Origin of the sequence: Prevotella sp. TF12-30, from assembly GCF_003436715.1 — a bacterium.
Lineage (GTDB): Bacteria > Bacteroidota > Bacteroidia > Bacteroidales > Bacteroidaceae > Prevotella > Prevotella copri_A.
On record NZ_QSQJ01000003.1, the window covers coordinates 27,277 to 52,014 of the forward strand.

General features: G+C 45.8%; 16 protein-coding genes. 4 read left to right on the forward strand and 12 right to left on the reverse strand.

From position 1 onward, the window contains the following. Positions 1-36: 36 nt before the first annotated feature. Positions 37-1,503 carry a hypothetical protein gene (locus DXD25_RS02045; RefSeq protein WP_233522163.1) on the reverse strand — a complete coding sequence of 489 codons (1,467 nt, stop codon included), beginning with the start codon at positions 1,501-1,503 and terminating at the stop codon, positions 37-39. Between the two features lie 281 nt (positions 1,504-1,784). On the opposite strand from DXD25_RS02045, the gene DXD25_RS02050 reads away from it, so the two are divergent. The 3 genes from DXD25_RS02050 (at position 1,785) to pflA (ending at position 9,294) form a co-directional block, all read left to right on the forward strand. Continuing rightward, positions 1,785-5,840: a two-component regulator propeller domain-containing protein gene (locus DXD25_RS02050; protein WP_233522164.1), complete on the forward strand. Its 4,056-nt coding sequence runs from the start codon at positions 1,785-1,787 to the stop codon at positions 5,838-5,840. Between the two features lie 400 nt (positions 5,841-6,240). Then, on the forward strand, positions 6,241-8,487 hold the full coding sequence (pflB, locus tag DXD25_RS02060) for a formate C-acetyltransferase (RefSeq protein WP_117661663.1): 2,247 nt from the start codon (positions 6,241-6,243) through the stop codon (positions 8,485-8,487). A 75-nt stretch (positions 8,488-8,562) separates the two neighbouring features. Continuing rightward, positions 8,563-9,294: a pyruvate formate-lyase-activating protein gene (gene pflA / locus DXD25_RS02065; RefSeq protein WP_117661572.1), complete on the forward strand. Its 732-nt coding sequence runs from the start codon at positions 8,563-8,565 to the stop codon at positions 9,292-9,294. Positions 9,295-9,335: 41 nt separating this feature from the next. Here the strand turns inward: pflA and DXD25_RS02070 are convergent, their stop codons facing one another. From DXD25_RS02070 to DXD25_RS02110, 10 genes are all read right to left on the reverse strand, one after another. Further along, positions 9,336-9,794 carry a two-component system response regulator gene (locus tag DXD25_RS02070; protein ID WP_117661573.1) on the reverse strand — a complete coding sequence of 153 codons (459 nt, stop codon included), beginning with the start codon at positions 9,792-9,794 and terminating at the stop codon, positions 9,336-9,338. Positions 9,795-9,818: 24 nt separating this feature from the next. Further along, positions 9,819-11,075, reverse strand: coding sequence for a nucleotide sugar dehydrogenase (locus tag DXD25_RS02075; RefSeq protein ID WP_117661574.1), 1,257 nt, complete (start codon positions 11,073-11,075; stop codon positions 9,819-9,821). Positions 11,076-11,132: 57 nt separating this feature from the next. Continuing rightward, entirely contained in the window at positions 11,133-12,449 is a 1,317-nt protein-coding gene (locus tag DXD25_RS02080) for a glycosyltransferase (RefSeq protein WP_117661575.1), read from the reverse strand. Between the two features lie 22 nt (positions 12,450-12,471). Further along, on the reverse strand, positions 12,472-14,082 hold the full coding sequence (locus DXD25_RS02085) for a hypothetical protein (protein ID WP_147327821.1): 1,611 nt from the start codon (positions 14,080-14,082) through the stop codon (positions 12,472-12,474). A gap of 13 nt (positions 14,083-14,095) precedes the next feature. Beyond that, complete coding sequence (locus DXD25_RS02090; RefSeq protein WP_117661577.1) at positions 14,096-15,265, reverse strand: multidrug transporter; 1,170 nt, start codon at positions 15,263-15,265, stop codon at positions 14,096-14,098. Continuing rightward, the gene (locus DXD25_RS02095) at positions 15,262-16,674 is read right to left on the reverse strand and encodes a hypothetical protein (RefSeq protein ID WP_147327822.1); all 1,413 of its coding nucleotides are present in this window, start codon (positions 16,672-16,674) and stop codon (positions 15,262-15,264) included. Before DXD25_RS02095 ends, DXD25_RS02090 begins: the two co-directional genes overlap by 4 nt. Positions 16,675-16,803: 129 nt before the next feature. Beyond that, positions 16,804-19,254: a DUF5074 domain-containing protein gene (locus DXD25_RS02100; RefSeq protein WP_147327823.1), complete on the reverse strand. Its 2,451-nt coding sequence runs from the start codon at positions 19,252-19,254 to the stop codon at positions 16,804-16,806. A 141-nt stretch (positions 19,255-19,395) separates the two neighbouring features. After that, positions 19,396-21,816 (reverse strand): hypothetical protein, encoded by a 2,421-nt coding sequence (locus DXD25_RS02105; RefSeq protein WP_117661580.1) that lies wholly within the window; start codon positions 21,814-21,816, stop codon positions 19,396-19,398. A 390-nt stretch (positions 21,817-22,206) separates the two neighbouring features. After that, positions 22,207-22,338 carry a PIN domain-containing protein gene (locus DXD25_RS17505; protein ID WP_367379911.1) on the reverse strand — a complete coding sequence of 44 codons (132 nt, stop codon included), beginning with the start codon at positions 22,336-22,338 and terminating at the stop codon, positions 22,207-22,209. A gap of 6 nt (positions 22,339-22,344) precedes the next feature. Further along, positions 22,345-22,593 (reverse strand): hypothetical protein, encoded by a 249-nt coding sequence (locus DXD25_RS02110; RefSeq protein ID WP_117661581.1) that lies wholly within the window; start codon positions 22,591-22,593, stop codon positions 22,345-22,347. Positions 22,594-22,908: 315 nt separating this feature from the next. Here DXD25_RS02110 and DXD25_RS02115 point away from each other — a divergent pair, with 315 nt between their 5' ends. Then, complete coding sequence (locus tag DXD25_RS02115) at positions 22,909-23,778, forward strand: GIN domain-containing protein (protein ID WP_117661582.1); 870 nt, start codon at positions 22,909-22,911, stop codon at positions 23,776-23,778. Positions 23,779-23,955: 177 nt separating this feature from the next. Here the strand turns inward: DXD25_RS02115 and DXD25_RS02120 are convergent, their stop codons facing one another. After that, complete coding sequence (locus DXD25_RS02120) at positions 23,956-24,702, reverse strand: DUF5020 family protein (protein WP_117661583.1); 747 nt, start codon at positions 24,700-24,702, stop codon at positions 23,956-23,958. Positions 24,703-24,738 lie beyond the last annotated feature (36 nt).

Consider the following 24,738-nt stretch of genomic DNA (forward strand, 5'->3'; position numbering starts at 1 on the left):
AATATTCTAGATGACTGTTCTTTCACACGTGTTATACTATTTGATAGGGATGATGCGAGAACGCAAGAGAGCGTAGTCGAACTCGAAGAGATACTTTCCTGTAGCAGGAACCTTTACCTTCTTCATGTTGTCACCGCCGTTGAGCTTGTTGGTCTCGTTCTCATCCGAACCGTCGAAGCGCCAGAATGGTTCTGGCCACCAACCCCACCAGTGAGTCTGGCTGATGGTGAATTCAACTTCGTCACCTGCCTTGAGGTTCATTTCGCGATAGAGGCGATATGGGTTGTTCTCGTCTTGATTCAGGATAAATGCACCTGCGTTCTGATTGGTTGTCCATTCGCCGGCTCCCTCTGGCAAGTAACCCTTACCTGCCAGGCAAATCTGTGCAGGCTGTGCGCCAGAACCGTCGTTGAAGTCAATCGTGGTAGAACCGTTGAGGGTCATCTTCTTAGTTGTAGGGGTATATTCCTCTACCTTGTATTCACCTGTGATGATGTTGAAGTTGATTTCGTAGTAACCCACCTTTTCCAAGATGATAGGCTTTGCATCGTTAGCCTTGCGGGTGAGCAAACCTGTCTTCTCGTCAACACCGAAGCAGAGAGGAACGAAATCGGTCTTCTGTGGAATGAAGCGTATGCCTGTGCCTGGCTTCTGGTTGTAGTAGCGGGCACGATACTGGAATTCGCCTACGTGATCAACCAGCATTGGTACACCATAAACATCGCTTGTCAGTTCTGCTGCTGAGTTGACATCTGCAAGATACATCTTCTCAAAGTCAACCAAGTCGCTGACGATGATGGTGCTCTTCTGCTCGGTCATGTTGTCCATACTGTCATACACCTTGATGCTCATCTCGTAATCGGCATCTTCTGATGGGAATGTATATTCCTCGCTGTATTCGTACTCGGTACCGGAGAGTGTTACCTCGTCGTGCTTGTTGATGCCAGGAATATCAATGACCAACTTCTTCAACGACTTGTTGTCGGATACGGCAACATTGAGCAGGAATGTTGGGTCTTCCTTCATCACGTTCACCTTATTAGATGGTGCTACTGTGAATACCGGGAAGGTAAAGTCGCCGTCACCCTTGATGGTGATGTTGGCTGTTGATACTTTTCCCACCACGTCTTCAACGGTCACTTCCAATGGGAAGCTGGAGTTGTCGGTCCAGTCGTCTGCTGGAGTATAAGCATAGTCGAGATTATACTCATGGAGCAGGGAATCTTTGTAGATGTCGAGCAGGTTGATGGTCTTGTCGAGGAGCATTCCCTCGTTCTTGAGTCGGATAGACTTGATACCGTCGGCATCGCTAATCTTACCTGTGATGTTGAAGGTACGTCCTGGTTCGGCATGAATCAGGTCTGATGTTAATGAAATCGTTGGATTCTGACCATCCACTGTAGGATAATCATCATCGCTACTGCATGCCTGGAATGTGAATCCACCCAAAGCAATTGCAGCCCATAAAAGGGCATTCTTTAGATTAAATGGTTGATGTGCCATAAGACATTCTTTTTAGTTCTTTATATTGTTTTGTTTATTATGCGTTAGTTGAGTAACTTTGCGTTAGTTGAACAACTTTCGTGTTGTTTATTCGGTTGCAAATGTACGGCGATTATTGAGAATCGATGGAGAGAAATCATTCAAATGGGGGTATAAATCGTGCAGTGAAGGATTTGTGCCTCTGTTTTTCTCTTTTTTTGCTTGTTTTTGCCCGATTTTTGGCGTTTTTTTGTTAATTTTGCAGCAAATTGAAAATTAAAAACCATATACCTTCGATGAATATGATAGAAATAAAAAAGACACTTTGGGTGGTCTTCATCTGTTTGATGGGGCATATTGTTGCCTTGGCTCAGAAGTATCAAGTCAGACCATTGGATTTGGAGCAGGGCTTATCGTGCAATTATGTTGTAAGCATAGCGCAAGATAAATATGGCTTTCTTTGGTTTGCTACCGAAGAAGGATTGAATCGGTTTGATGGTAATAGCTTCTTTACTTATTACAAGCAAAGAGACAGACAGGGCATCTCTAGCAGTGAATTGAACTGTGTGATTGATGATGCCAAGGAACCTGTAGTCTGGATTGGAACCAAGAATGATGGTCTCAATTCCTTTAACTATCAAACAGAAGAATGGCATAGCTATAAGCATGACGGCAAGAATCCTTCCAGCATCGCAACGAATGATATTACGCATATCACACCCTCTGCCAATGGTAAACTCTGGATTACCACCTATTGGAAAGGTGTAGAACTGTTTGATCCCGAAACCGGCAGGTTTGTGCATTTTGATAAAGATAGAGTGCAAGGTTTGCCTGATAATCAATTGTGGTGTGTGCTCGATTTGGGAAATGGCAATCTTTTGGTGGGACATGTCAAGAGTGGATTATCCATCATAGATACCCAACATTTAACTGCCCGGAATTTTAAGCACAACGCCAAAGACATCTACTCTATTTCGGGTAATGAGGTGATTTGTCTGTATCGCGACAAAAAAGGAACGATATGGATCGGTACTAATGTGGGTATAGATATCTACGACCCACTTAGCCAGCGATTTCTGCATGTGGCGGATCAAACCATCAAGAATCATCGTATTTTTGATTTCTGTGAATTGCCGAATGGTAATATGCTTGTAGCAACCGAGCAGATGGGTATAGCTGTATTGGATGTTGCCAACAAATCATTTACTGCAAGTACTCAGATTCCATGTTCTTTCATCAGCGAGGGGTTGGAAGAATTTAATCTTACGGGTAATAGTGTGCGAAGCCTATTGCTAGATAAATATAATAATGTATGGGCAGGATTTTATGGTAGCGGCATCAATTTCCTGACTCAATCTGTTGCGCCATTCAGTACCATTCGGGCTGGTGTTCCTGATCAGCTGGAACGACTCACGGAGAAATCTGTGATGGGATTGGTTTTCGATAAGAAAGGGCAGCTATGGGTAGGTACTGATGGTAAAGGACTGAATGTCTTCTCGCCAGAAAGAAAACGATTGGCAACCTATGAACATGAAGGTGGCAGTATCGTGGCAGCTGCAACTCGAGATAGTTATGGTAATTTGTGGTTTGGAACATTCTATCAGGGTGCTACCGTAAAGATGGCAGGTGGAGGATTCCGCAAGGTTTTGCCAAATGCGCATGAAGATGTCAGATGTTTCTACGAAGATGACAAGCAGCAGATGTGGATAGGTACTGCTCATGGCATCTATGTGGTTGATATCAAGCGGATGAAGGTGGTAAATAGTTATCATCTTGGCAATGATATGGTACGTGCCATCTGTATGGATGCCCAGCATAGAGTCTGGGTGGGTTATTTCGGCATTGGCATTGAGGTGTATTCGCCTCAAATGAAACGGATTAAGTCGTTTAATTCAACTAAGGGTGAAAAGGAATATATTCCTTCCAATGCGGTGAATCATCTGATGCGCGATTCCCAAGGTCGTATTTGGGCAGCTACTAACGAGGGAGCCGTCTGCTTTGATGTAAAGCATCAGGATAGACACGTGATTTATGACCAGAGACAGGGAATGAGCAATATTCATGTGCGTGCCATTATAGAAGATGAGATGCACAACATCTGGATGAGCACCAATCGTGGTATCAGTTGCTTAAAGGCAGGACAAGTTGGTAGGTTTATCAATTTTAATGAGAAAGATAATGTTGTTAAGGCTAATTTCAACGATGGCAGTGTGGCTCGTTCCGAGCAGGGGATTATTTATTTTGGTTCGGCTCAGGGATTATGCTGTTTCCTGCCAAGAAAAGTCTTGTCTGTCAACCGAGCACCTAAAACGATTATAACTTCGTTGCGTCTGATTCGTGGAATTGAGCAGACTGATAGCGTCATCAATCTTGCCTTGCGCAACCACATCTCGTTGGCGTATGATGAAAATTCCTTTGCGGTAAATTTTACCGTGCAGAACTTTGCCCTGGAGAACTATGTGGAGTATAGCTACATGCTCTCTGATTTGCAGAATGATTGGATTATTGCTCAGTATGGAACGATTACTTTACGCGATATTCCACCTGGAACCTATCAGTTGCAGGTACGAGCTCGCTTGCATAACCAGCCATGGTCTTCTGAAATAGCTGAGTTTACCATCACCATTCGGCCTCCGTTCTGGCTTTCATGGTGGGCTAAGTTGTGCTATACCTTATTCGTTTTGGCGATTGTGTATCTGGCTTTGAGAATATATCAGCGTCATCTCCGCTTGAAATTCGAGTTGAAAGCAGAAAAGGTAAACCATGAGAAGGAACAGAAACTCAACGAGGAGCGCCTGCGCTTCTTTACTAATATCACTCATGAACTCCGCACTCCGCTTACGCTGATTCTCGGTCCGCTCGACGACATCTCGCATTCGTCGGATATTACGAAGGCTGTGAAGCATAAGCTGGCGGTGATACATCAGAGTGCGGTGAGATTGAACGAATTGATAACGCAGATATTGGAATTCAGAAAGACGGAGACCGACAACCGTCAGCTTCGTGTAGTGAAGGCAAACGTGGTGGATGCCGTGCATGAGGTTTCTTTGAAGTACGAGGAATTGGCACAGAAGCCTGACGTAGCCATCAAGTTTGTGGCTCCAGAGAATCCTATCATGATGTATATCGACAAGGAGATCATCGCCATTATCTTGGATAATCTGGTATCGAATGCCATCAAATATACCGATCAGGGGAATATTGATATCAGTGTGGAGCGTCGTCGCAGCGGGGAACGTCATCTGGTGGATATCACGGTGAGTGATACGGGTCATGGCATCTCTGCAAAGGCATTGCCGCATATCTTCGATCGCTATTATCAGGAGAATGGAACCCATCAGGCTTCCGGCACAGGCATCGGTCTCTCGCTGGTCAAGAATTTGGTGACCCTGCATCATGGTGAGGTGAAGGCAGAAAGCAATCTGGAGCAGGGTACCAGTTTCATCGTTACTCTGGATGAGAATGATATTTATCCCGATGCCTTGCGAGGTGATGAGAATGCTTCAGCTACAATGCAGGGTAATGATGCTGCATCTGATGTCCTCAATTCGGAGGAAGCCGTGCTCTGTGTGGAGAAAGGCAAGCCGTCGCTCCTCGTGGTAGAGGACAATAGGGAGATTCTCGACTATGTGGCAGAATCGTTTATTGATGAGTTTGATGTGTTGAAGGCTGGTGATGGTCGTGAAGGATTGGCATTGGCATTGGATAAGGTGCCAGACGTGATCATTTCGGATGTCATGATGCCGAATATGGATGGCAATGCCATGTGCAGGGCCTTGAAGAAAGATGTGCGTACCAGTCATATTCCAATCATTCTTCTTACGGCGAAGGATTCTTTTGAAGCCAAGGAGAAGGGCTATGATTCGGGAGCCGAATCGTATATCACCAAACCTTTCACGCATTCGCTCTTGCGTAGCCGAATCCTTAACCTCTTGCAGCAGCGCCGACGTGACAAGATGCTGATACAGGAATCGAAGGAAACCAATTTGGCACAGAAGAAAGAGCAGTTGAGGGAATCGCTCAATAAGGTAGATCAGGAATTCTTTGACAAGTTGAATAAGCTGATCGAAGAGAATATCAGTGGTGATGTGGATGTTAACTTGATAGCCAGTAACTTGGCGGTAAGTACAAGTACGCTCTATCGAAAGATGAAGGCGCTCACGGGTATATCTACCAACGAATATATCCGCAAGTATAAGATGCAGTATGCCGAGCATTTGCTTCTGGAGGGCAAGTATAGCATCAGTGAAATCTCATTTATGGTAGGTATGAATAGCGTGGCTTATTTCCGCCGGTGTTTTAAGGCTGAATATGGGGAGATACCTTCTGAATATCTCAAGAAATTGCAGAAAATGTAATATGGGTGTGGCACAAACATTATGATTTGCGCTGGTGGGATACCCAATAATAGGGATTTTAAGAGAAAGAGAAGAAAATCTTTTGGTTTTCTTCTCTTTTCTCATTTTATTATCGTATCTTTGCACTCGAAATTAAATTCAAAGAGAATGATCAAGTCAATAACGATAAATATAGGCTATCAGGCCAAGCAAGATAATGCTGGTGGGAATGGACTCATCGGTAACAGCAACGTACAGACACCTTGCGGACAAGGTGTATAAAAACCCGGGCACAAACGTGTTCGGGCTTTTTTTATCCCCACTATATATAATAAGGTGGAAATTGACTGGTTTAAAAGAATGACAGTGTGTACAATTATATATATTTATTAACTTATAAAATAAAGGATAAACGAAAATGATGAAAACAGAATGGAGAGGTTTCAAGGGAAACCAGTGGCAGAGTGAAGTGAATCTTCGTGACTTCGTTCAGAACAACTACACTAGCTACGACGGCGATGAGTCGTTCCTGGCAGAACCTACTCAGGCTACCAACACCCTTTGGGGTATGTTGAAGGAACTCCAGAAAGAGGAGCGTGCCAAGGGTGGTGTGCTTGATATGGAGACCGAGGTGGTTTCTGGATTGACAGCTTACGGTGCTGCCTATATTGGCGAGGGTACTAAGGAGTTGGAGAAGGTAGTTGGTCTGCAGACCGATAAGCCTTTGAAGCGTGCCTTCATGCCTTACGGTGGTATCAAGATGGCAGAGCAGGCTTGTACTACATACGGCTACCAGCCATCAGAGAAGTTGCACGAGATTTTCCACAAGTATTGCAAAACTCATAATGACGGCGTGTTTGATGCTTATACCCCTGAGATGAAACTCGTGCGCCATAACCACATCCTCACTGGTCTGCCTGATACATACGGTCGTGGCCGTATCGTAGGTGACTACCGTCGTGTGGCTCTTTATGGTATCGATTTCCTCATCAAGGAGAAGCAGAACGACCTCGCTAACATGGGTGACCGTGAGATGATCGACGAGGTAATCCGTCTTCGTGAGGAGGTTTCTATGCAGATCAAGGCGCTCAAGGGCTTGAAGGAGATGGCTCAGTTGTATGGCTACGATATCAGCCAGCCTGCTAAGAATGCTCGTGAGGCTGTACAGTGGTTGTACTTCGGTTACCTCGGAGCTGTGAAGACTCAGAATGGTGCTGCGATGTCTGTAGGTCGTATCTCTACCTTCCTCGATATCTATATCCAGCGCGACTTGAACGAGGGTACTCTTACCGAGGATGAGGCTCAGGAGCTTATCGACCACTTGGTTATGAAGTTCCGTATGGTTAAGTTCGCCCGTATCCCTTCTTACAACGAGCTCTTCACTGGCGACCCAGTTTGGGCTACTCTCGAGGTAGGTGGTATGGGTCAGGATGGCCGCTCAATGGTTACCAAGAACGATTTCCGTTTCCTCCACACATTGGAGAACATGGGTCCTTCACCAGAGCCAAACTTGACAGTACTCTATAGCTCTCGCTTGCCAAAGGCATTCAAGCACTATGCTTCTCTTATCTCAGTAAAGACAAGCTCTATCCAGTATGAGAACGACGATGTAATGCGCCCAGTTTGGGGTGACGACTATAGCATCTGCTGCTGTGTATCAGCTACACAGACTGGTAAGGAGATGCAGTTCTTCGGTGCACGTGCCAACTTGGCTAAGTGCTTGACATACGCTGTTTCTGGCGGTGTTGACTCAAAGACACGCGAGCAGTGCGGTCCTAAGTATCGCGCCGTAGAGGGTGATGTATTGACATACGATGAGTTCATGCCACGTTTTATGGATATGATGGACTGGTTGGCTGGCGTTTATGTGAAGACATTGAACCTCATCCACTACATGCACGACAAGTACTTCTACGAGGCAGCAGAGTTGGCGCTCATCGATACTGATGTTCGTCGTACTTTCGCTACAGGTATTGCTGGTTTCAGCCACGTGGTTGATTCTATCTCAGCTATCAAGTATGCCAAGGTAAACATCGTCCGTGATGAGACCGGTTTCCCTCTCAGCTTCAAGACCGAGGGTGACTTCCCACGTTACGGTAACGATGATGAGCGTGCTGATGAGATTGCAGTATGGTTGCTCAAGACCTTCATGAACATGATCAAGAAGCACCACACATACCGCAATTCTGAGCCAACTACATCTATCCTGACTATCACATCAAATGTAGTATATGGTAAGTTCACCAGCAACATGCCTGATGGTCGTCCAGCCGGTGCTCCTTTGGCTCCAGGTGCTAACCCATCTTACGGTGCAGAGAAGAACGGTCTTTTGGCTTCATTGAACTCAGTAGCTAAGTTGCCATACGAGTATGCCCTTGATGGTATCTCTAATACTCAGACCATCAGTCCAGGTGCTCTCGGTCACAACGACGAGGAGCGTGCCCAGACATTGGTAGGTGTATTGGATGGTTACTTCAACCAGGGTTCTCACCACCTGAACGTGAACGTATTCGGTATCGACAAGCTCAAGGATGCGATGGAGCACCCGGAGAAGGAAGAGTACCAGAACTTCACCATCCGTGTAAGTGGTTACGCAGTTAAGTTCATCGACTTGACACGCGAGCAGCAGCTCGACGTAATCGCTCGTCAGGCTCACGAGAGACTCTAATCAATTAGAAGATAAATATTGCCCGCTAGATTTTCTTTCCGAGGATATTTAGCGGGCATTTTTAGCTTAATTGTTATGCATAAAGGTTTTGTTCACAGTATAGAGAGCTTTGGTTCTGTAGATGGACCAGGCATCCGTTTTCTGATTTTTCTGCAGGGGTGTCCGATGCGCTGTCAGTTCTGCCACAACCCGGATTCGTGGAAGACGGGAGTGGGAGAGGAATGGACAGCTGATGACCTTCTGGACAAGGCAGAGCGATTCAAGAGTTATTGGGGAGACAAGGGCGGTATTACCGTGAGCGGTGGAGAAGCCCTGATGCAGATAGACTTTCTCATCGAACTTTTCGAGAAAGCCCATCAGCGTGGCATCAATACCTGTCTCGATACATCAGCCCAGCCTTTCAGAAGAGATGGAAAGATTTTTGAGAAATTTGAGCGTCTGATGGCTGTTACTGATACGGTTCTTCTGGATATCAAGCATATCAATGATGAAGAGCATCGTAAGTTGACGCTTCATAGCAATAAGAACATACTCGATTGTGCCCGCTATCTTAGCGAGATTCACAAACCGGTATGGATACGTCACGTCCTCATTCCAGGTATTACCGACAAGGATGAATACCTGGAAGAATTGCGCGATTTCCTCTCTACGCTCAGCAATATCCAGCGCATAGATGTATTGCCTTATCATACGATGGGCATCTACAAATATGAGAAGCTGGGAATCCCTTATCCGCTAGATGGCATAGAACCTCCTGGCAGAGAACGTGTGGCTCATGCCGAATCTATATTGCAGAAGGCATTATAGACCCGGCAGAGCGTATTTCTTATGATATGCAGTAGGGGCAATTACATTCCGAAGATTGCCTGATTATCATTATTCTTATTATGCAATGCTACCATAGTTGGGCTTGCCTTGGGGGTAGGCTCAACTATGTTTTCTTTATGGGTTTCTACAGAGCTGACCAGCTGTGCCTTGATGATAGGCTTGCAGATATAGTCGTTCACCCCCATCTCATAGCAGTCGTCGATGTTGTCCTTGTTGTTGAGCAGGGAAACCACAATGATTGCCATCTCCGATTTGTCGTAAGAGGCTCTGACGTACTTGATGACGTCCCAGCCGTTTACCTGGGGCATCATCAGGTCGAGCAGGATGATGTTGGGCTGGAAGCTATCTACCAGTTCGATAGCTTTAGCTCCACCATCCGCTTTCTGAATCTCAACGTCTAAGCCTTTCAGCATATCAGCAACTAATTCAATATTCTCGTGAATATCATCTACTACTAATACTTTACATTTACTATTCATTTCTCGCAACTTATTGCGACAATCCTAAGCCTTTACCTTATGGATTCCGTAGATATCACACACGAAACCCTTATCGGTGAGAATCTTATTCATGTCTAGGTTATTAAATATTTTATGATTGGTACCGATGACTACGATTTCATACTTTTGATCGAGCACGGAAGGGTTGTCGGTAATCTTGATTTCATATTCTTCTTTTACTTCTTCTGTATCCACCAATGGGTCGTAGAGGGTGGTCTTGTATCCCGTGCCAACGAGATTGATGTACAGGTCGGCTACTTTGGTGTTACGGATGTCATCACTGTCTGGCTTGAACGAGAAGCCCAGGATGAGTACGTTGGTCTCTGCCGGAACGAAGTTTCTTACCTCGCTGGCACTCTTGATCTTTCCTGCCATCCATATTGCCATCTGCTCATTCACCTCGCGAGCCGTAGAGAGGAGGGATGGAACCACATCCACCTCCTGTGCCTTGTTGATGAGATAGTAGGGATCCACAGCGATGCAGTGACCGCCCACCAGTCCTGGGGTAGCAGGCACGAAGTTCCATTTGGTACTTGCGGCAGCCGTAACGTCCTGGATGCTGATGCCCATCTTGTCGTATATCTTCTGCATTTCATTGAAGAAGGCAATCTGAACGTCGCGCTGGCAGTTTTCCATCAGCTTGCTAGCCTCTGCCACCTTGATGCTCTTTGCCTTGAAGGTTCCGTGGGTCAGCACAGATGAGTAGAGCGAATCGATGATCTCGGCAGCTTCGGGGGTAGAACCGCTGGTTACCTTCACGATATTCTCGATGGTGTGTACGGTATCGCCCGGATTGATGCGTTCCGGAGAGAAGCCTACATAGAAATCCTGGTTGAGCTTCAAGCCGGATGTTGCCTCCAGCAGTGGAGCGCATACTTCCTTGGTGAGCCCGGGATATACAGTCGATTCATATACCACGATATCGCCTTCTTTCAGAATGGCACCTACGGAGCGGGTGGCACATCTTACGCAGCTGATGTCTGGCTTGTTCGACTTGTTGACAGGTGTAGGAACCGCAATGATATACACATTGCACTTCCTGAGCATTTCTATGTCGCTAGTCAGTTTTAGTCCCTGAGCCAAGGCCTTCGATAGCATTTTGTTCTGATTAATCTGCGTTTGGACAAGTCTGTTTACCTTTTTCGCATTGTTATCATAACCCCATGTATCGTATTTCTTTGAGAATAAGCATGCTAGGGGGGTACCTACGTAGCCCAGTCCTATCACTCCAACCTTAAACTCGTAAGGTTTGTTTGTCATATATCTATATTGTTTTAATTATTATTATTACTACTATTTTCTGGTTTACTTTTTACCTTAGATTCCTTCCAGCTGTGCGTAGCGCGATGTCTTCTTCGGGTTCCACTCATCCTTGTAAGAGGTGCGGAAGAACAGTTCCTGAAGATGCGCCTCCAGTCGGGCAAAGCGCAGGAAGTAGCCTGTGTATGGCGACATGAGTGGCATAAACCGATAGAGGAACCAGGCGGTTTTCTTTCTTTCCGTTACCAGCAGCACCAGGATGAATGCCAGCTGCGACAGGCATACACGGATGAAGTAGCCCAAGAGCAGCACATCCACGATGTGGGTGTTGAAGGTGATGGCAAGCTGAATCATATATCCCAGCCACAGGAAGTTGAATACGCAGTCGAACACCACGCTTTCCATATTCGACAACCAGTTGAGGATGCTCCAGTTCTTGGAAGGCAGCAGGATGTCGAGGTGCTTGCGCAGGCGGAATCTCACGAGTGATCTCGACCATCTGATGCGCTGACGGTACAGTTTGTACCATTTGGTTGGCACATTGGTCATGCAGATGGCATCTTCGGCGAATTTCACCTTGTAGCCTGCCTTGCGGATCTTCTGCGTGATATCACCGTCGAGTCCCGGACCGATGTCCCAGAATCCCACTTCCTTCAGTGTCTTGCGCTCGAAAGCGCCGAAGGCACCCGAAATGATGTGGTAGATACCCAGGGCACTGGTTACGGAGCGGCCCACCTGTATTCGCTTCAGGTATTCGAAAGCCTGGAGCGATGAACAGATTGTCTCCTTGTAGTTTCTCACCTCGATGCAACCTCCCACGGCTTTCACCTCACTGTCGAGGTAGAAGGGCAGGAGTACATTCTCCAGTGCGTCACGGTCGAGCGATGAGTCGGCGTCGAGACTTATGATGTATTTTCCCCGTGCCATGTTCGCTCCGTAGTTGGTGGCAGCAGCCTTGCCGCCTCGGGTCTCCAATCTCAGATAGTGCGTGATGAGTCCCGCACGGTAGAGGTCGGTGCATATCAGTTTGGTGTCGTCGTTGCTACCGTCATCCACCACGATGATTTCGTAGTGCCGGTAAGTCTGTTCATTCAGCGACTTCACCATCTTATAGATATTCTTGCCTTCGTTCTTACCCGGCACCAGGATGCTGATGAGCGGGTTTTCTCTATAGAGATAGAACCGGGCAAGCTCCTTTTCCTTGTATCTCTTGTTACGGCTCATCAACCGGTTGAAGATCACCAGATACTCCAGCAGGTAGTATCTTGGAACCTCGATGAAGAAGAGGAACCAATAGATGTTGGCAATGCTCGAAAACGAGAGTGTGCCAATCCAGTCCCAGAATCGGTTGATCGTATCTACTATACTAAACATTTCTTCAGTTTCCTTTCTTCTCTTATCTCAGTACGGTGAGTGCCATGATGGCGATGAGGACGAGAATACCGGCGATAGCGACGAGTATTCCTACCAGTTCCTTGTAGAGTTTCACTCTCTTCAGAGCCTTGTCGGTTTCGTCTTCTTCCGGAGCTATGTCGAGTCGCTCTTCCTGCTGCTTCACGGTATCTTCATCTGTTATCGGATTCTCCGAATATCCGCAGTAGTCGTCTGGAGTCAGCTCTATGAGATTCATTTTGTCGAAGAAGTCATCATATTGTCCGCTCATTCCCTTATGTTTGGTATTGAGTACGCAGCAGATCAGCTCATCGGGTTCTATCATGTTGCTTACCTTTCGGATAGCCTTCGACATGTCCTTGCTCAGGTGCTGCTGCGCTTCATTCTCAGACTTCTCGTCATATCCCGTATAGGTAACGTAGAAGATATTGTTATTGTACGATACCTTGTGACTGTGGAAGATGCGGCAGAACTTTGCCTGCATCGATTCCTTGATCTTGACGGTCTCCTGTTGCGGGCTGAGAATCCAGATCTTACCTACGATTACTGATACCTGTTCTTCGCGGTAGGTTTCCAGAAGCTGGCGGCGCAGACGGTTCTGCAGCAGACTATACTCCATATAGTTATCGTAAGTATTGGTCATGTTGCTGAAGAGCATTCCGCTCTGGGTCAACGTACGGATACCTTCTTCTGTAATCTCGTAGTCCTCCACATCACGGGGAACCAGTGCATTGACAGGGAAGGTATTCTCGCAATAGCAGCAGGTTGCTTTGGTGATCGGAGTGGTAAACGAGTTCTCACAGTCGTTGCAGGAATAGATCACTGCTGGTCGGTCGTAGTCCACACCGATGTGTCTCAGTCTCTTGTGGCACTTCGGACAGATGAGCATTCCTCCCACATTGTATGCACTTTCCGGAGCCACGTTGGCACAGGAAAAGTGGTGGATAATGTTCTGGATCTTCAGATTCGAACTTCCGCACTTCGGGCAGCACTCCGTGTATAGCAGGTGACTGTGGTTGCACTTTGGGCAGAGATGCTCCTTGATGAGGTATTTGTGCTTGCGCAGTGCGCCATATTCCTCTAGCGTATCCACGTAGGCGAACATCTCGGCAAGATGAAACTGGCCCATGCTGTGGTAGTGTTCGAAGATAGGATTGATGTATCCCAATGACGATTTCTCCAGAAGCACGTGAGACAGAATTCTCTGGTCTCTGGAGAGCAGAAACCTCAGGATGTTGGAGAAGAGCTCGTTGGGCTGAGTGGGGCGTGCCACCTCCTGCTTGATGCCGTATTTCTCCTTGGCAGCCTTGATCTTGTCAATGATCTCATATACTTTCTCATTGCTCATATCGCTGACAAAAGCATCGATGATGAACTCTGTAATCTGCCCCTTGCCCGATACCGCCGTGTTGACGAATATCGGCTTGTAGCTGCATTTGTACGATAGGATAGGGCTGGCTCCATACAGGATAGCAAGGAACGTTCGCTCACTCTTCGTATTGATATATATGCAATCGAAGTAGTCGGACTGGATATCTGGTGTTGAGTCTATATCAACATAGCTGTCGATGGTGAGCACCATGTCTCCACGTTTGTTTCTTTTTAGTCCAATCATTTCTTCTGGTTCTTTATTTTGGTTTGTCGGTCGAAATCAGCTTCGAACTTCTTACGACATTTTGATTCTTTTCCACTGGGATGGTGTACATCGGCAGTGGTTTCGGATCGAGCATAGCGCTGATCTTGTTGATTCTCACTCTCACTGGCAACTTGTTGCTCATCACCCATGCCGGAACTCTCTGGTTAGGGTTCAGGGTGAAGACGGCAACCACTGCATTGGCATCATGCGAAAAGTTACTCTGCAGATGCTTCGGAATTTCCTCTACTCTCAGACCCGCCATCTGTAGCTTGGCTTTCAGCTCCAGATCCTTGTTGATGATGACGTCTGCATCGTCAGGACTCTCCATATACTTCACCTTGTCGTTGGGCACGTAGATGATTACTCCCAGATGGCATGCAGCGTAGTCGGTATGCTGGATAGTCATGACTTCCTGGCTCTTGAATACCAGCGTCCTGTCGCTTACATTGATCTTGGTGATATAGGCATCGGCTGGAGCGCAGCAGTAGTGTATCAGTCCCTGGCTGTAGATGCTCGTGTTGCTGGAGTAGGGCATATCCGCATTGTTGGTGGCAGCACCTCTTCTAGCCATGAAGTTGTAGGTGGTGTTCTTTGCCCTGGCGTAGATTTCCACCTTGTTTGCCTGCTTCCTGAGTTCTTCTTCCACTTCGGCAATCTCTGCATCCAGGGCATTGCGCTTGGTGTTGTCGGTGAGTCCGTAATAGATATCCGAACTCTCTGAAGCCTTCTGCTTTTTCAGTTCTGCCAGACGGGTACGGAGCACCGGAATTTCTTCCTTTGCCAGCTGTGCCTGTACCTCCATATCGTGCGTTTCCTTTACAGCCGAAGGCAGGATGTTGGGGTCATACTGGTTCACGATGTTTCCCAGCAGCACGTAGGAGTAGAGGGTGTCACCCTTGTGTACCACCTCGCCTATTTCCTTGTTCACCTTCAGAATGTAGATGTCGTCAACTGCCGAAATCGGGTTCTCATCAATGGTGATGTATCCGTCGTAGATGACCCATATCATTCTTGTGATGATATAGTATGCCGCCAGTGCGATGACGAGCAGGAAGATCAGCGCGAAGATAATCTGCTGTCTTGCCAGTCGGTGGCTCTGCGACTTGAGCATGTCTGACATTGCCTGTTCCTGCGGCGTGCTATTAAATTGAAACTCATTCATAGTTCTATTTCCCTGAAAATAGTATTGTTGTCGTAGATGCTGACTGCCTTCTCGATATTGATGATGGCAAGTCCGCGGTTTAACATCAGCTTATACATTCTCTCCATGCTTTCGAGGAATCCCGTATATTCGTCCATTCTCATCAGGTAGTTGTACCCCTGCTTCTGGTTCTTGTAGGCAAATCTTCTCATGTCGATGTATTTGCCGGTCTGTTCTATATGGAACGCCTCGGTGGCGATGGCGTGGTTCAAATTCTCTATTCTCTTCAGCAGGATGCCTACCGACTGCTTGATTTCCTTGACATCGGTGCTTCTGCTGCTTCTGATGATTTCCTTTTCTGTTTCGAGAGCCTTGCGCTTGCGTGGATTCTCGTTGTAGATCGGGATGGTGAATCGCACTCCGATATCACCGTTGTTGCTTATCTTGTTGTTGCTTTGCCAGTAGGATGACCATCTGGCGAAAGGCGTGATTCTTGTTGTCGATAAGTAATTCGCCAACTTGCTGTCGTTGTCGGCAATCTGTTCTTTTACCATCACGATTCTTGCGTCGATGCTTTCCTCGTCGATGTGGTGCCAGAGAGCTGTTGTATCTACCAGAATCCGGGTTGGTTTCATGCGGTAGATAGGTTTATTGGAGATGTCGCGGTCGGAGCAGAGAATGGAGATATCGTATTCTGCCGCCAGTTTCTCGTTCATCACCTTCAGCATTTTGTCGTTGCTGATTCGGTCTTTCTCCAGCATGTATTGGTATGCCTCGTTCATGATGTCGAGGTTGTCCAGTCGGTGAGCGATGATGGTACCGATGTAGAAGTTATATTGTTCGGTCAGCTCTTCAGCTGCCTTTTCATAGATGTCTGCAGTCATTCTCTTCTTGCTTTGCAGCCTGGAGAGTTCGTTAGCCAAAGCTACTTTGGCTTTCTTTTCCTTGCCCTGGTAGAACTTGCTGTTGATGATGTTCCATCCCAGTTCTGCCTGGGTCTTTACCTTGTATTTGGATACCTGGTCTTCGTTGTCGTTGTCGGCATCGAAGTAGGCATCGGGTCTGGCATACACCTGTCCGGTTACTTCCAGTCCGTGGTGTCTTGCTATTGCCAGTTGCTCGTGGGCAGTCTTAGCCCAGTAGAGCGAGTCTGTGTTTCTGATGTCAGCCGTATGCTGACTGTTGAGTCCCAGCTTGATGACTGGCGACTGTACCCAGATAGGGTGGTTGAGTAGGGTATCGAGTTGTGCGAAGCGATTCTTGAAGTGCTTGAGTACATTTTCATTTTTCAGATTTTCATAAACGAGCATCTTCGGGCTGAATGCTTTTTTCAGGGTCTTTTGCTTCAGATTTTGAGCCATAACACCCCTTCCTCCGATATTCATCAGAAGAACAGCTGTAGTGTATAGTATCAATTTTCGCTTCATCATTCTCTTAGTTTAAACACTATGAATGCAGCTGCAAGCTGTTGCAGCTGCATTCAACCAGTGTCTTTTGAATTCTATTGCTCAATGATAATTATTATCTATTTCTTATGAATTGAACATATATCAGATTCCTTATTTAGTATAAGAAACCTCAGGATCGGCATTCTTGAGCTGGAATACCTGCAGTCTGCTCTGTCCGTAGGCTACGTAGATATAGCCATTATATTCTATAACATAGTTGGCAGAGTGGGCAAGGTTGCGGTGTGCAACCACCTTGTGAGTTTCCTTGTCGAGAACCACAAGTCCGAATCCGCCGTATGCGATATATACATACTTCTTTCCTACGTAGCAGCCATTGGCATGACCTTTATACTTTCCGGCATTTTCGCCTTCCGTGATAGTAGGGCTAGGCATCTGGTAGTGCCAGAGTTCATTGCCTTCCATATCGTAAACATACATACCGGCAGCACCACGGCAAACGTAAATCTTGTTATCATCCACACGAACCACGTTCTTACCGTTGTTTGGCTCAATGGTGCTGATAGCGAAGCTCTTGATTGGGTTGCTGAGGTCTTCTGCCTTCTGGTCGAAGATTTCCACGGTAGCAGGGATAGCCTCTGTCTCGTTGGTAGCTGCTCTGTCCAGATAAACAGTAACGATCTTACCATTACCGATAGCTACGTGCTTTACCTTTCCTGGCTTGTTGATCTTGTCAAGCTCATTATAGGTATCTGCATTGTAAACCAGATAGCCCTTGGTGGTTGCAACGATCAGATGGTTGGTTTCGTCGTTATAGACCACGCAGTTCTCATCATAACCCTTTTTCGCAAATTCTGCTGTTGCAGGATTCATCTGGATGAACTGCAATGGCTTCTCGTAGATCACGGTGTCCTTGCCATTGATGGTTGTTGTGATAGACTTTGATTGGTCTGCCAGCAGATGATTGTCCTGGATAGGGATGTATGCGAGCATTGCACCCTTCTTGTTGGAACTTCCCGGTAAGTAAACCATGCGCTTGCCAGACTTGAGCTTGACAGCCAGCAGATGGTTGAAGTCGAGGTCTTTCTGGTCATCGCAGAGATACTGCTCCAGTGTTACCTTGTTGTTTTCTACAGGACTGAATACCTCAATACAGCCACCGTGTTTCTTGTCACGGGTATGGTAAGACATATACAATCTGCCATTGTGTACCTGTACGCAAGTCGCAGAGATGTCATGGTCGTGATTATAGTCGATACTTGAAATCAAGTTGAGTGTAGGCTCCTTTTCAGACTCTTGGTCTGCATTGTAACCGTTAGGATTGCACTCAGTCTTCTTGATGACGTAGTTCTTGGCTTCTGGATTATCCTTGAAGAGGACATCGGCATTATTGTTCCATACAATAGTTGTATTGTCATCTGTAATCGGAGTGGTAGCCCCCTCAGATCCATAGATAACATTTGTATCCAAGATGATATGGGCATTATCTCCTGATGTGGAGAAAACAGAGCAATCTACCGTCTTGGCTCCACCTGGATTCCAATCACCTTGTTTTCCTGGCGCATTGTAGTAGAAGGCATCTGCCTTGATCACAGCTACACCGTCCTTGTCTGGTAAGTCTGCATAACCTTGTTTTTGGTTCAGATTCACGTATTTGCCTTCGATGTCAACCATACTCTGGTCTCTCAAGTGAAGGATTGCACCAGAATCTTGCCTGTAGTTCTTTGCCTTCAGATACATGACGTAGAGGTTTGTGCCATAGGTGGTGTAAACATCTCCTTCTACCTTGAGGGCACAACCGCTATGGAGCTCTGTTGTATTTTGAATCTTTACGCTGGTAGTTGTCATGATGTTTACCCAGGCGTATGACTGGTCTGACATTTCGAACGCTCCAGTCAAGGTAGCATTGTCTGTTACAAACAGATTGGCTTTTTGGGACATAGTAACTTTATCAGCAAAGAGGGAGTTTTTGACATAGAGCTGAGAGCCTTCTACCATTTTCAAATCGTGTCCTTTTATATTTAAATCCCCAGCATTCTGATAAAATGTATTCTTGATGATATATTCTTTTTGGTTGGCTGGAAATTCAATTGTGCCCCAGTTGGATACCTTTGTATCTCCAAATACTTCAGTGTGATTTTTCGCAATCAGTTTACCACCGCTCAATACATTGATTGTGGCATCAGAACCGTTGGCATTATTAAAATCTAATGTACCTTTCACATAGATGGTCATTCCTTTTATGTTGTAACCATCTGCTTTGAGGGTTTCACCAGCTGGTACTACATAGGTTCCTGGATGTTCTTCCCCTTTTTTATCTGCTAAGGAAGAAAGATTAGGAGTTCCTGCAGGAACGGTTGGCTCAGAACCCTCTGCTCTGGTTGCCAGAGCTCTGGTTTTTGTAGTTGTATTAGCGTATGCACCTTTATAGTTCCATACTCTGGATGCCAGCTGGTCTGCATACTCTGCGGTTACGTCTGTACCAACGATAGTAGCAGCTTTACCGATAGGGTCTATGACTGAATCGTTGCCGGAATCGCTACAAGATGCCAAGAGCATTGCAGCAAATGAGAACGTTGCAAGTTTAATATTTATAGCTTTCATATTCATTTACTTAACTTTTATCGTTAACATTCTTGTTGAATGTATTTCTTGTTTCAGCTAGTCAACTTAGCTCTAATAAGGTGAATGTTCCCTCCCACTCGCAGGAGTGGGAGAGAACAAGGATTATTTCTTTTATTCGTATTACTTCTTGGTATTTGTAAGCTTGAATACCTGTACACGGCTCTGACCATATGCAACGAAGATGTTGTTGTCGTTATCGCCTGTTACGAAGTTGGCAGACTTGCCGTTGTATGCCTTGCGGTGGCAAACTTCTTTGCCATTCTTGTCGAGAACAACCAGACCGTATGAACCGCAAGCTACAAATACGTTGTTAGCTGTAACGTAAACTCCATTAGCGCAACCCTTCACGTATTCCTTTCCTGCTTCCAAGTTCTCAGCTTTATTAGATGCCTTGAATGTTGGGCAATCGAAGAACTGGCTAACTGTACCATCGGCAGCAATCTTTGAGATACCATTCTCGCCCTTGCAGACGTAAATTTCACCTTTGGCTTCATCTACTGCAATCACAGCCTTGTTGCCCTTAGGAGAGATTGCACCGACATTATATGTTGCTGCAACGTCCTGCATTTCATTGTCGTTATATGCTGTCAGTGTGCCATCAACTGTCAATGCGTAGAGCTTGCCGTTTGCTGCAACAAGATACTTGCCCTCTGTGCTACCCTCGTTCCACTTGTTCATCTTTGCATTGAAGATAGTGAATCCATTTGTTGTAGCAACGATGTGGTTATTCTTGAAGTTAGCTACACAGTTGGCATCCATACCTTTGGTCTTTCTGTTGATGGCAGAAATCTGAATCTTGTTAGCGATTGTTCCATCGCCGTTCAGTGAAATCTGTCCCATGAAAGGACCTACACCTGTTACCTCATCAGCATGGCTCTTGTTTCCGCTCTGGCTACCTGCTACCCAAAGGGTGTTGCCATCTACCAGGATGTGGTTGTAGTCATTGGTTGCATTGTCTGATTCTACACTCTGATTGATAGTCAGGGTGTTGTTTGCCAGACTGATAGCCTCGATAGCTCCATTAGAAGCCTTGCCGTTTGTATGGTAAGCTACATAGAACTTGCCGTTTACTCCTGGCTGGATGCAAGTAGCAGACAAACCATTGTTTGGAGTCTTGTCTTCTGCAACCAAGTCAAGCTTTGGAGCAGCGATGATTTTAGCTGGATCACCAGCCCACTCATAGCCATAAGCCTTGTAGTCTGGACCATCTGCTTTCTCCTTGACACCCTTACCATCAGTTGCCTTGTCGTAGTCGAGGTAAGAAGCTGCAATGTCGAGATCCTCGAAAGTATTCTCCTTAGTTGTACCAGTATAGCACTCTGTGAACTGGAGGAGGAAGGTTGCGTTGTTGCCAGATGTAGCCAAAGCCTTAATCTGGTTGTCACCATTGTTGGTGAATTTCTTAGCCTTGATAACAGCGATGGCGTTGTCATCGTTCAAGGTAATCTGACCAGCACTTGCGTTATCAGTTACGATATTGTTGGTATAGATATCGCTCTTGTTATTGATATTGATCTTGCAGTTACCCTTCAGATTGAGAGTAGCGTTGCCGTAGGTAATGCTTCCATCTTCGTTCTTCTTGTTATCGGTAACGTTGATGTAATCTGCAGTGATGCTTGAACCTGCCTCTGCGTTGAATACCTTTGAAGCCTTGATGGCAGAATGCTCGCTGGCAATCATCTCGCCCTTGACGTTCAAGGTCTCTGTTCTCAAGAAGCCACCGAACTGCAAAGCACCATCTACGTTAACTGTTGTAGCGTTCATAATGTGCTTGGTTGCGTTTACGGTAGCGCCTTCCTCGATGTTCAACTCAACGGCGCGGATAGAACCGCCGATGTATGCCTCAGAACCATTCTTGAATGTGATGTTGTGCTTTGGTGTGATGATGGCCTTCTTATCGTTCTTGTCATAAGCGTTGATAGAACCGATACCGCCCTTTTCATTTGTATATTTAGCGTACAGCTTACCAGCTACGGTAATATCGTTTTCTGCAATGATAGAACCGCCATCGTTGATGATGGTTGCGTCAGCAGGAATTTCCAAGGCACCTTTGCCCTTGTACTCCAATGTGGCACCGCCGTCAACGTAAATGGTACAGCCTGCAATAGAACTGTCGAAAATCAACTTTGAACTACCCTTGATGAAGATGGTAGTACCAGCGACTTTGTGACCGCTCATGTCGAGTGTTTTCTTGCTGGTGATCAAATATGTCTTGCCGGCAGTCATGTCTTCTGCATCGCCGGTCCACTGTCTTGCATTCTCTGGAACAGCAGGGATAACAACTTTGTCGGCAGAAGCAAATGCTCTAGTCTGAGTTGCTCTTGAGAAGAAGAACTTTCTTGCATTAGCTGTTGTGTTCTTGTAGTTTGAAACGCGAGCAGCGAGTTCTGCTGCAGAGCTGCTTGTAAGATTTGCAGTGATAGTCTCTGCAAGTTCCACGTTAGGGGTTGGACCAGTAGGATCGCTGTTGCTGTCGCTACATGATGCGAAAACAAATGCCGCCAAACCGATGGCAGCAAGCTTGGAATTGATTACCTTCATATCTATTAATAGTTTTAATTTTATTTTAGACTTTATTATCTTTACTTCATCATTACCTTGTGTTTCATTATTACCTTTACTTTTACTTATTTTTTAAGTTCTGTTCGAATAATCGCTTTTTAAGTTCAGTTCGGACACTTATCTTTAAGTTCAGTTCGAATAATAAATGTTTTTTTAGCAGGTGTTAGGGCAACTGCAAAGTGCGAATGCTAAGCCATTACTCTTCTATCTGCATATTCACGGTGCAAATATACTGTAATTATTGCAAATAGAGTAGATTTACGGGTTAAATATCCTTAAAGCGGAAAATCTTTTGTACTGAGTGCTATGGAGTTACCTTTTGTTGGCGGTAACGGAGTTGTGAAAATGTCTAAAATCCGGGTACGTTTCTTAAGCTGCTGCGTGTAATTCTATCTTTTGGTTGATCGCTAAGCTCATGATGATTGCTGCATCATCGTAAAACCCTGTTCTGTTTCCAAGATAATCAATTATCACGTTTGTATCTAAGAAAACCTGTATCATATCAGCTTATTTTATATAGTCCTTGTAGTATTCATTTTTGTAGTCGAATGTCTCAGGCGTATGAATGCCTTTGGTCATAGCTGCAATTCTTGGGTCTATAACTAAGTCTGCCTTGGTTATTTTCTTAGCCTTTGTTTTGTTGGGAGACAATATTTTCTTGAGTGCTTTGACTGCCTTGCTAATTGTCTCGTAGTCTTCGTTAGCTATTATGCTGACGAGTGACTGGTATTCTGATTGTAACTCTAATGCTGTCATAGTGTATTGCTTTTAAAATTCCTGCGGCAAAAATACGATTTATTTCTTGAACTTGCAAGTTTTTGGGGATATATTTTCATTCCTTTGCATGTTTTTCTTGTTTCAAAAGAGTCTTACTTGCTGTCCAAAAGAGCCTTACGTAACGTTCAATTAAGCCTAACGTAAACCTTAATTGAGGCTTAATTGGATGGTAAGTAAGGCTCTATTGCAAGGCATTTGTGGCTCTTTTTGCAATCTTTTTGGGCTTTTTTGCAACCTTTCGGGTTTCTTTTGCGTCTAAGCATCAGAATATAGGAAATTTAAAATCGAAAAAGTATGAAAACAATGAGTATTTGGGTTGCTTCGGCAACTTTGTTTCTTGCCTCTATGGGCATCTGTTCCTGCAGTATGGGTTCTACTACCTCTTCTGAAATGAGAGGAAGCCTGGAGTTTACGCAGGATGATTTGAGAGAGAAGCCTTTCAAGGCTATCGACGTGGATATGGTTGCCAGTGTCTATTATACACAGAACGACGGCGATGAATGCAGCGTTCGACTGGATTACTCTGCCATCAAGGATGCTGAGTTCGTTCAGAAACTCAAGGAGAAAATCAAGGTGGTGTATCGAGACGGCGAGGTGAAGATCGGTCTGACGGGAAGACTCAAGGTGCCTGCCAGCTGTAATTCTGAAAAAAACAGATTGAAGATTTATATCACCAGTCCTGATCTGGTGAAGATTACCCAGGAAGGGGTAGGGGCTTTCTATGCCAAGTCTATCAACAGCGACCGCCTGGAAATCGATAATGAAGGCGTAGGCTCTGTCAGTATCAATAAGATTCTTGCCAACAAGCTGGATGTTACCAACGAGGGGGTAGGCTCCGTCAGCATTGATCATGCCAAGGGCGACGTGATGAAGATTGACAACGAAGGTGTAGGCTCCGTAAAGGTTGGCAATGTGGCGATGAGCGACCTGAAGGTGGATAACGAGGGTGTAGGCTCCGTTACGCTCGATTTCTTCAAGGGCGGAAACCTGAAGATCAACAATGATGGCGTGGGTAAGGTAAGCGCCAAGGTTGATTGCCAAGTGTTGAATGTTGATCTGGATGGTGTTGGCGGCGTGCATCTGAGCGGTGTCACCGGCAAATATACCCGTCATAAGGACGGCGTTGGAAGTATCTCTGACGGAGGTCTGAAGGTTGGCAGATAATCGGGAGAATTTTTTAGAAAATGCAACTTTTGCACCCCGTTACATACTTGTTATATTTTTCTTTTATATATTTTCTTTTTAATATATATGATTAATATATAACGGGGTGCAAAAGTTGCTTGGATTTGGGCAAGAGACGCTCTTTTTTCAGAATCTCTTGCCTATATTTTCGGAGCTTTAGAAGTCCCATTTCACACCCAGGCAAGGGCGAACCTTTGCTCCATCGGTGCTGCCGAAGTTATTGGTAATCTCTACCTCACCACCCAGGCTCAGGTTCTCGCAGCCGAAGTGCTGACCTACCTTGTACCACAGCTGTGGCTCGGTGATGAATACCGTGTGGCGGGTCTTAGCCTTGCCGTCGCCATCTACGGTTCCGTGGGTTTCCCACCAGAAATCAGCGAAGCCGTCAAACTTCAGTCCCTTTACGCCGAAAAGGTCGTTGCAGGTCCATACGGCTGTCAACTGCATCGGAACATTCTGGTCGGTCTTGCGGATGGTCTTGTAGAGAACGTCCAGATTCAGGGTGTTCTTGTAGGTAGCATCGTGAATCAGATACTCCACACCGAAGAGCCAGGCATTGTTGATAGGGTAGTTCTTGGTGATACCGCCATTGTACTCTACGTGCAGGCTCCAGTTTTTCATACTGCTGTTCTGCCAGAAGTTCAAGGCACGTGAAATCTCGGTATAGGTGCCGCCCTGTGCTACGTTTGGACTGTTAGGGTCCATCTTGTCATAGTTGAAGTCGTGGTCAACGAAGAAGTAGGTGCTTCCCCATTTGTCCTGCTTGAACATCTCCAAAGTCAGGGTTACATACTTACGGTCGGTACCGAAATCATAAAGAATCTGTGCGTTGGTCTGTGCAAGAGTCTTGCTTGCTGGAAGCAATGCCAATGCCATCAGCAGGAGGCTTTTTAATTTTCTCATAACAATGTTTTCTTGTTTTTGATGATGAAGTTTAAA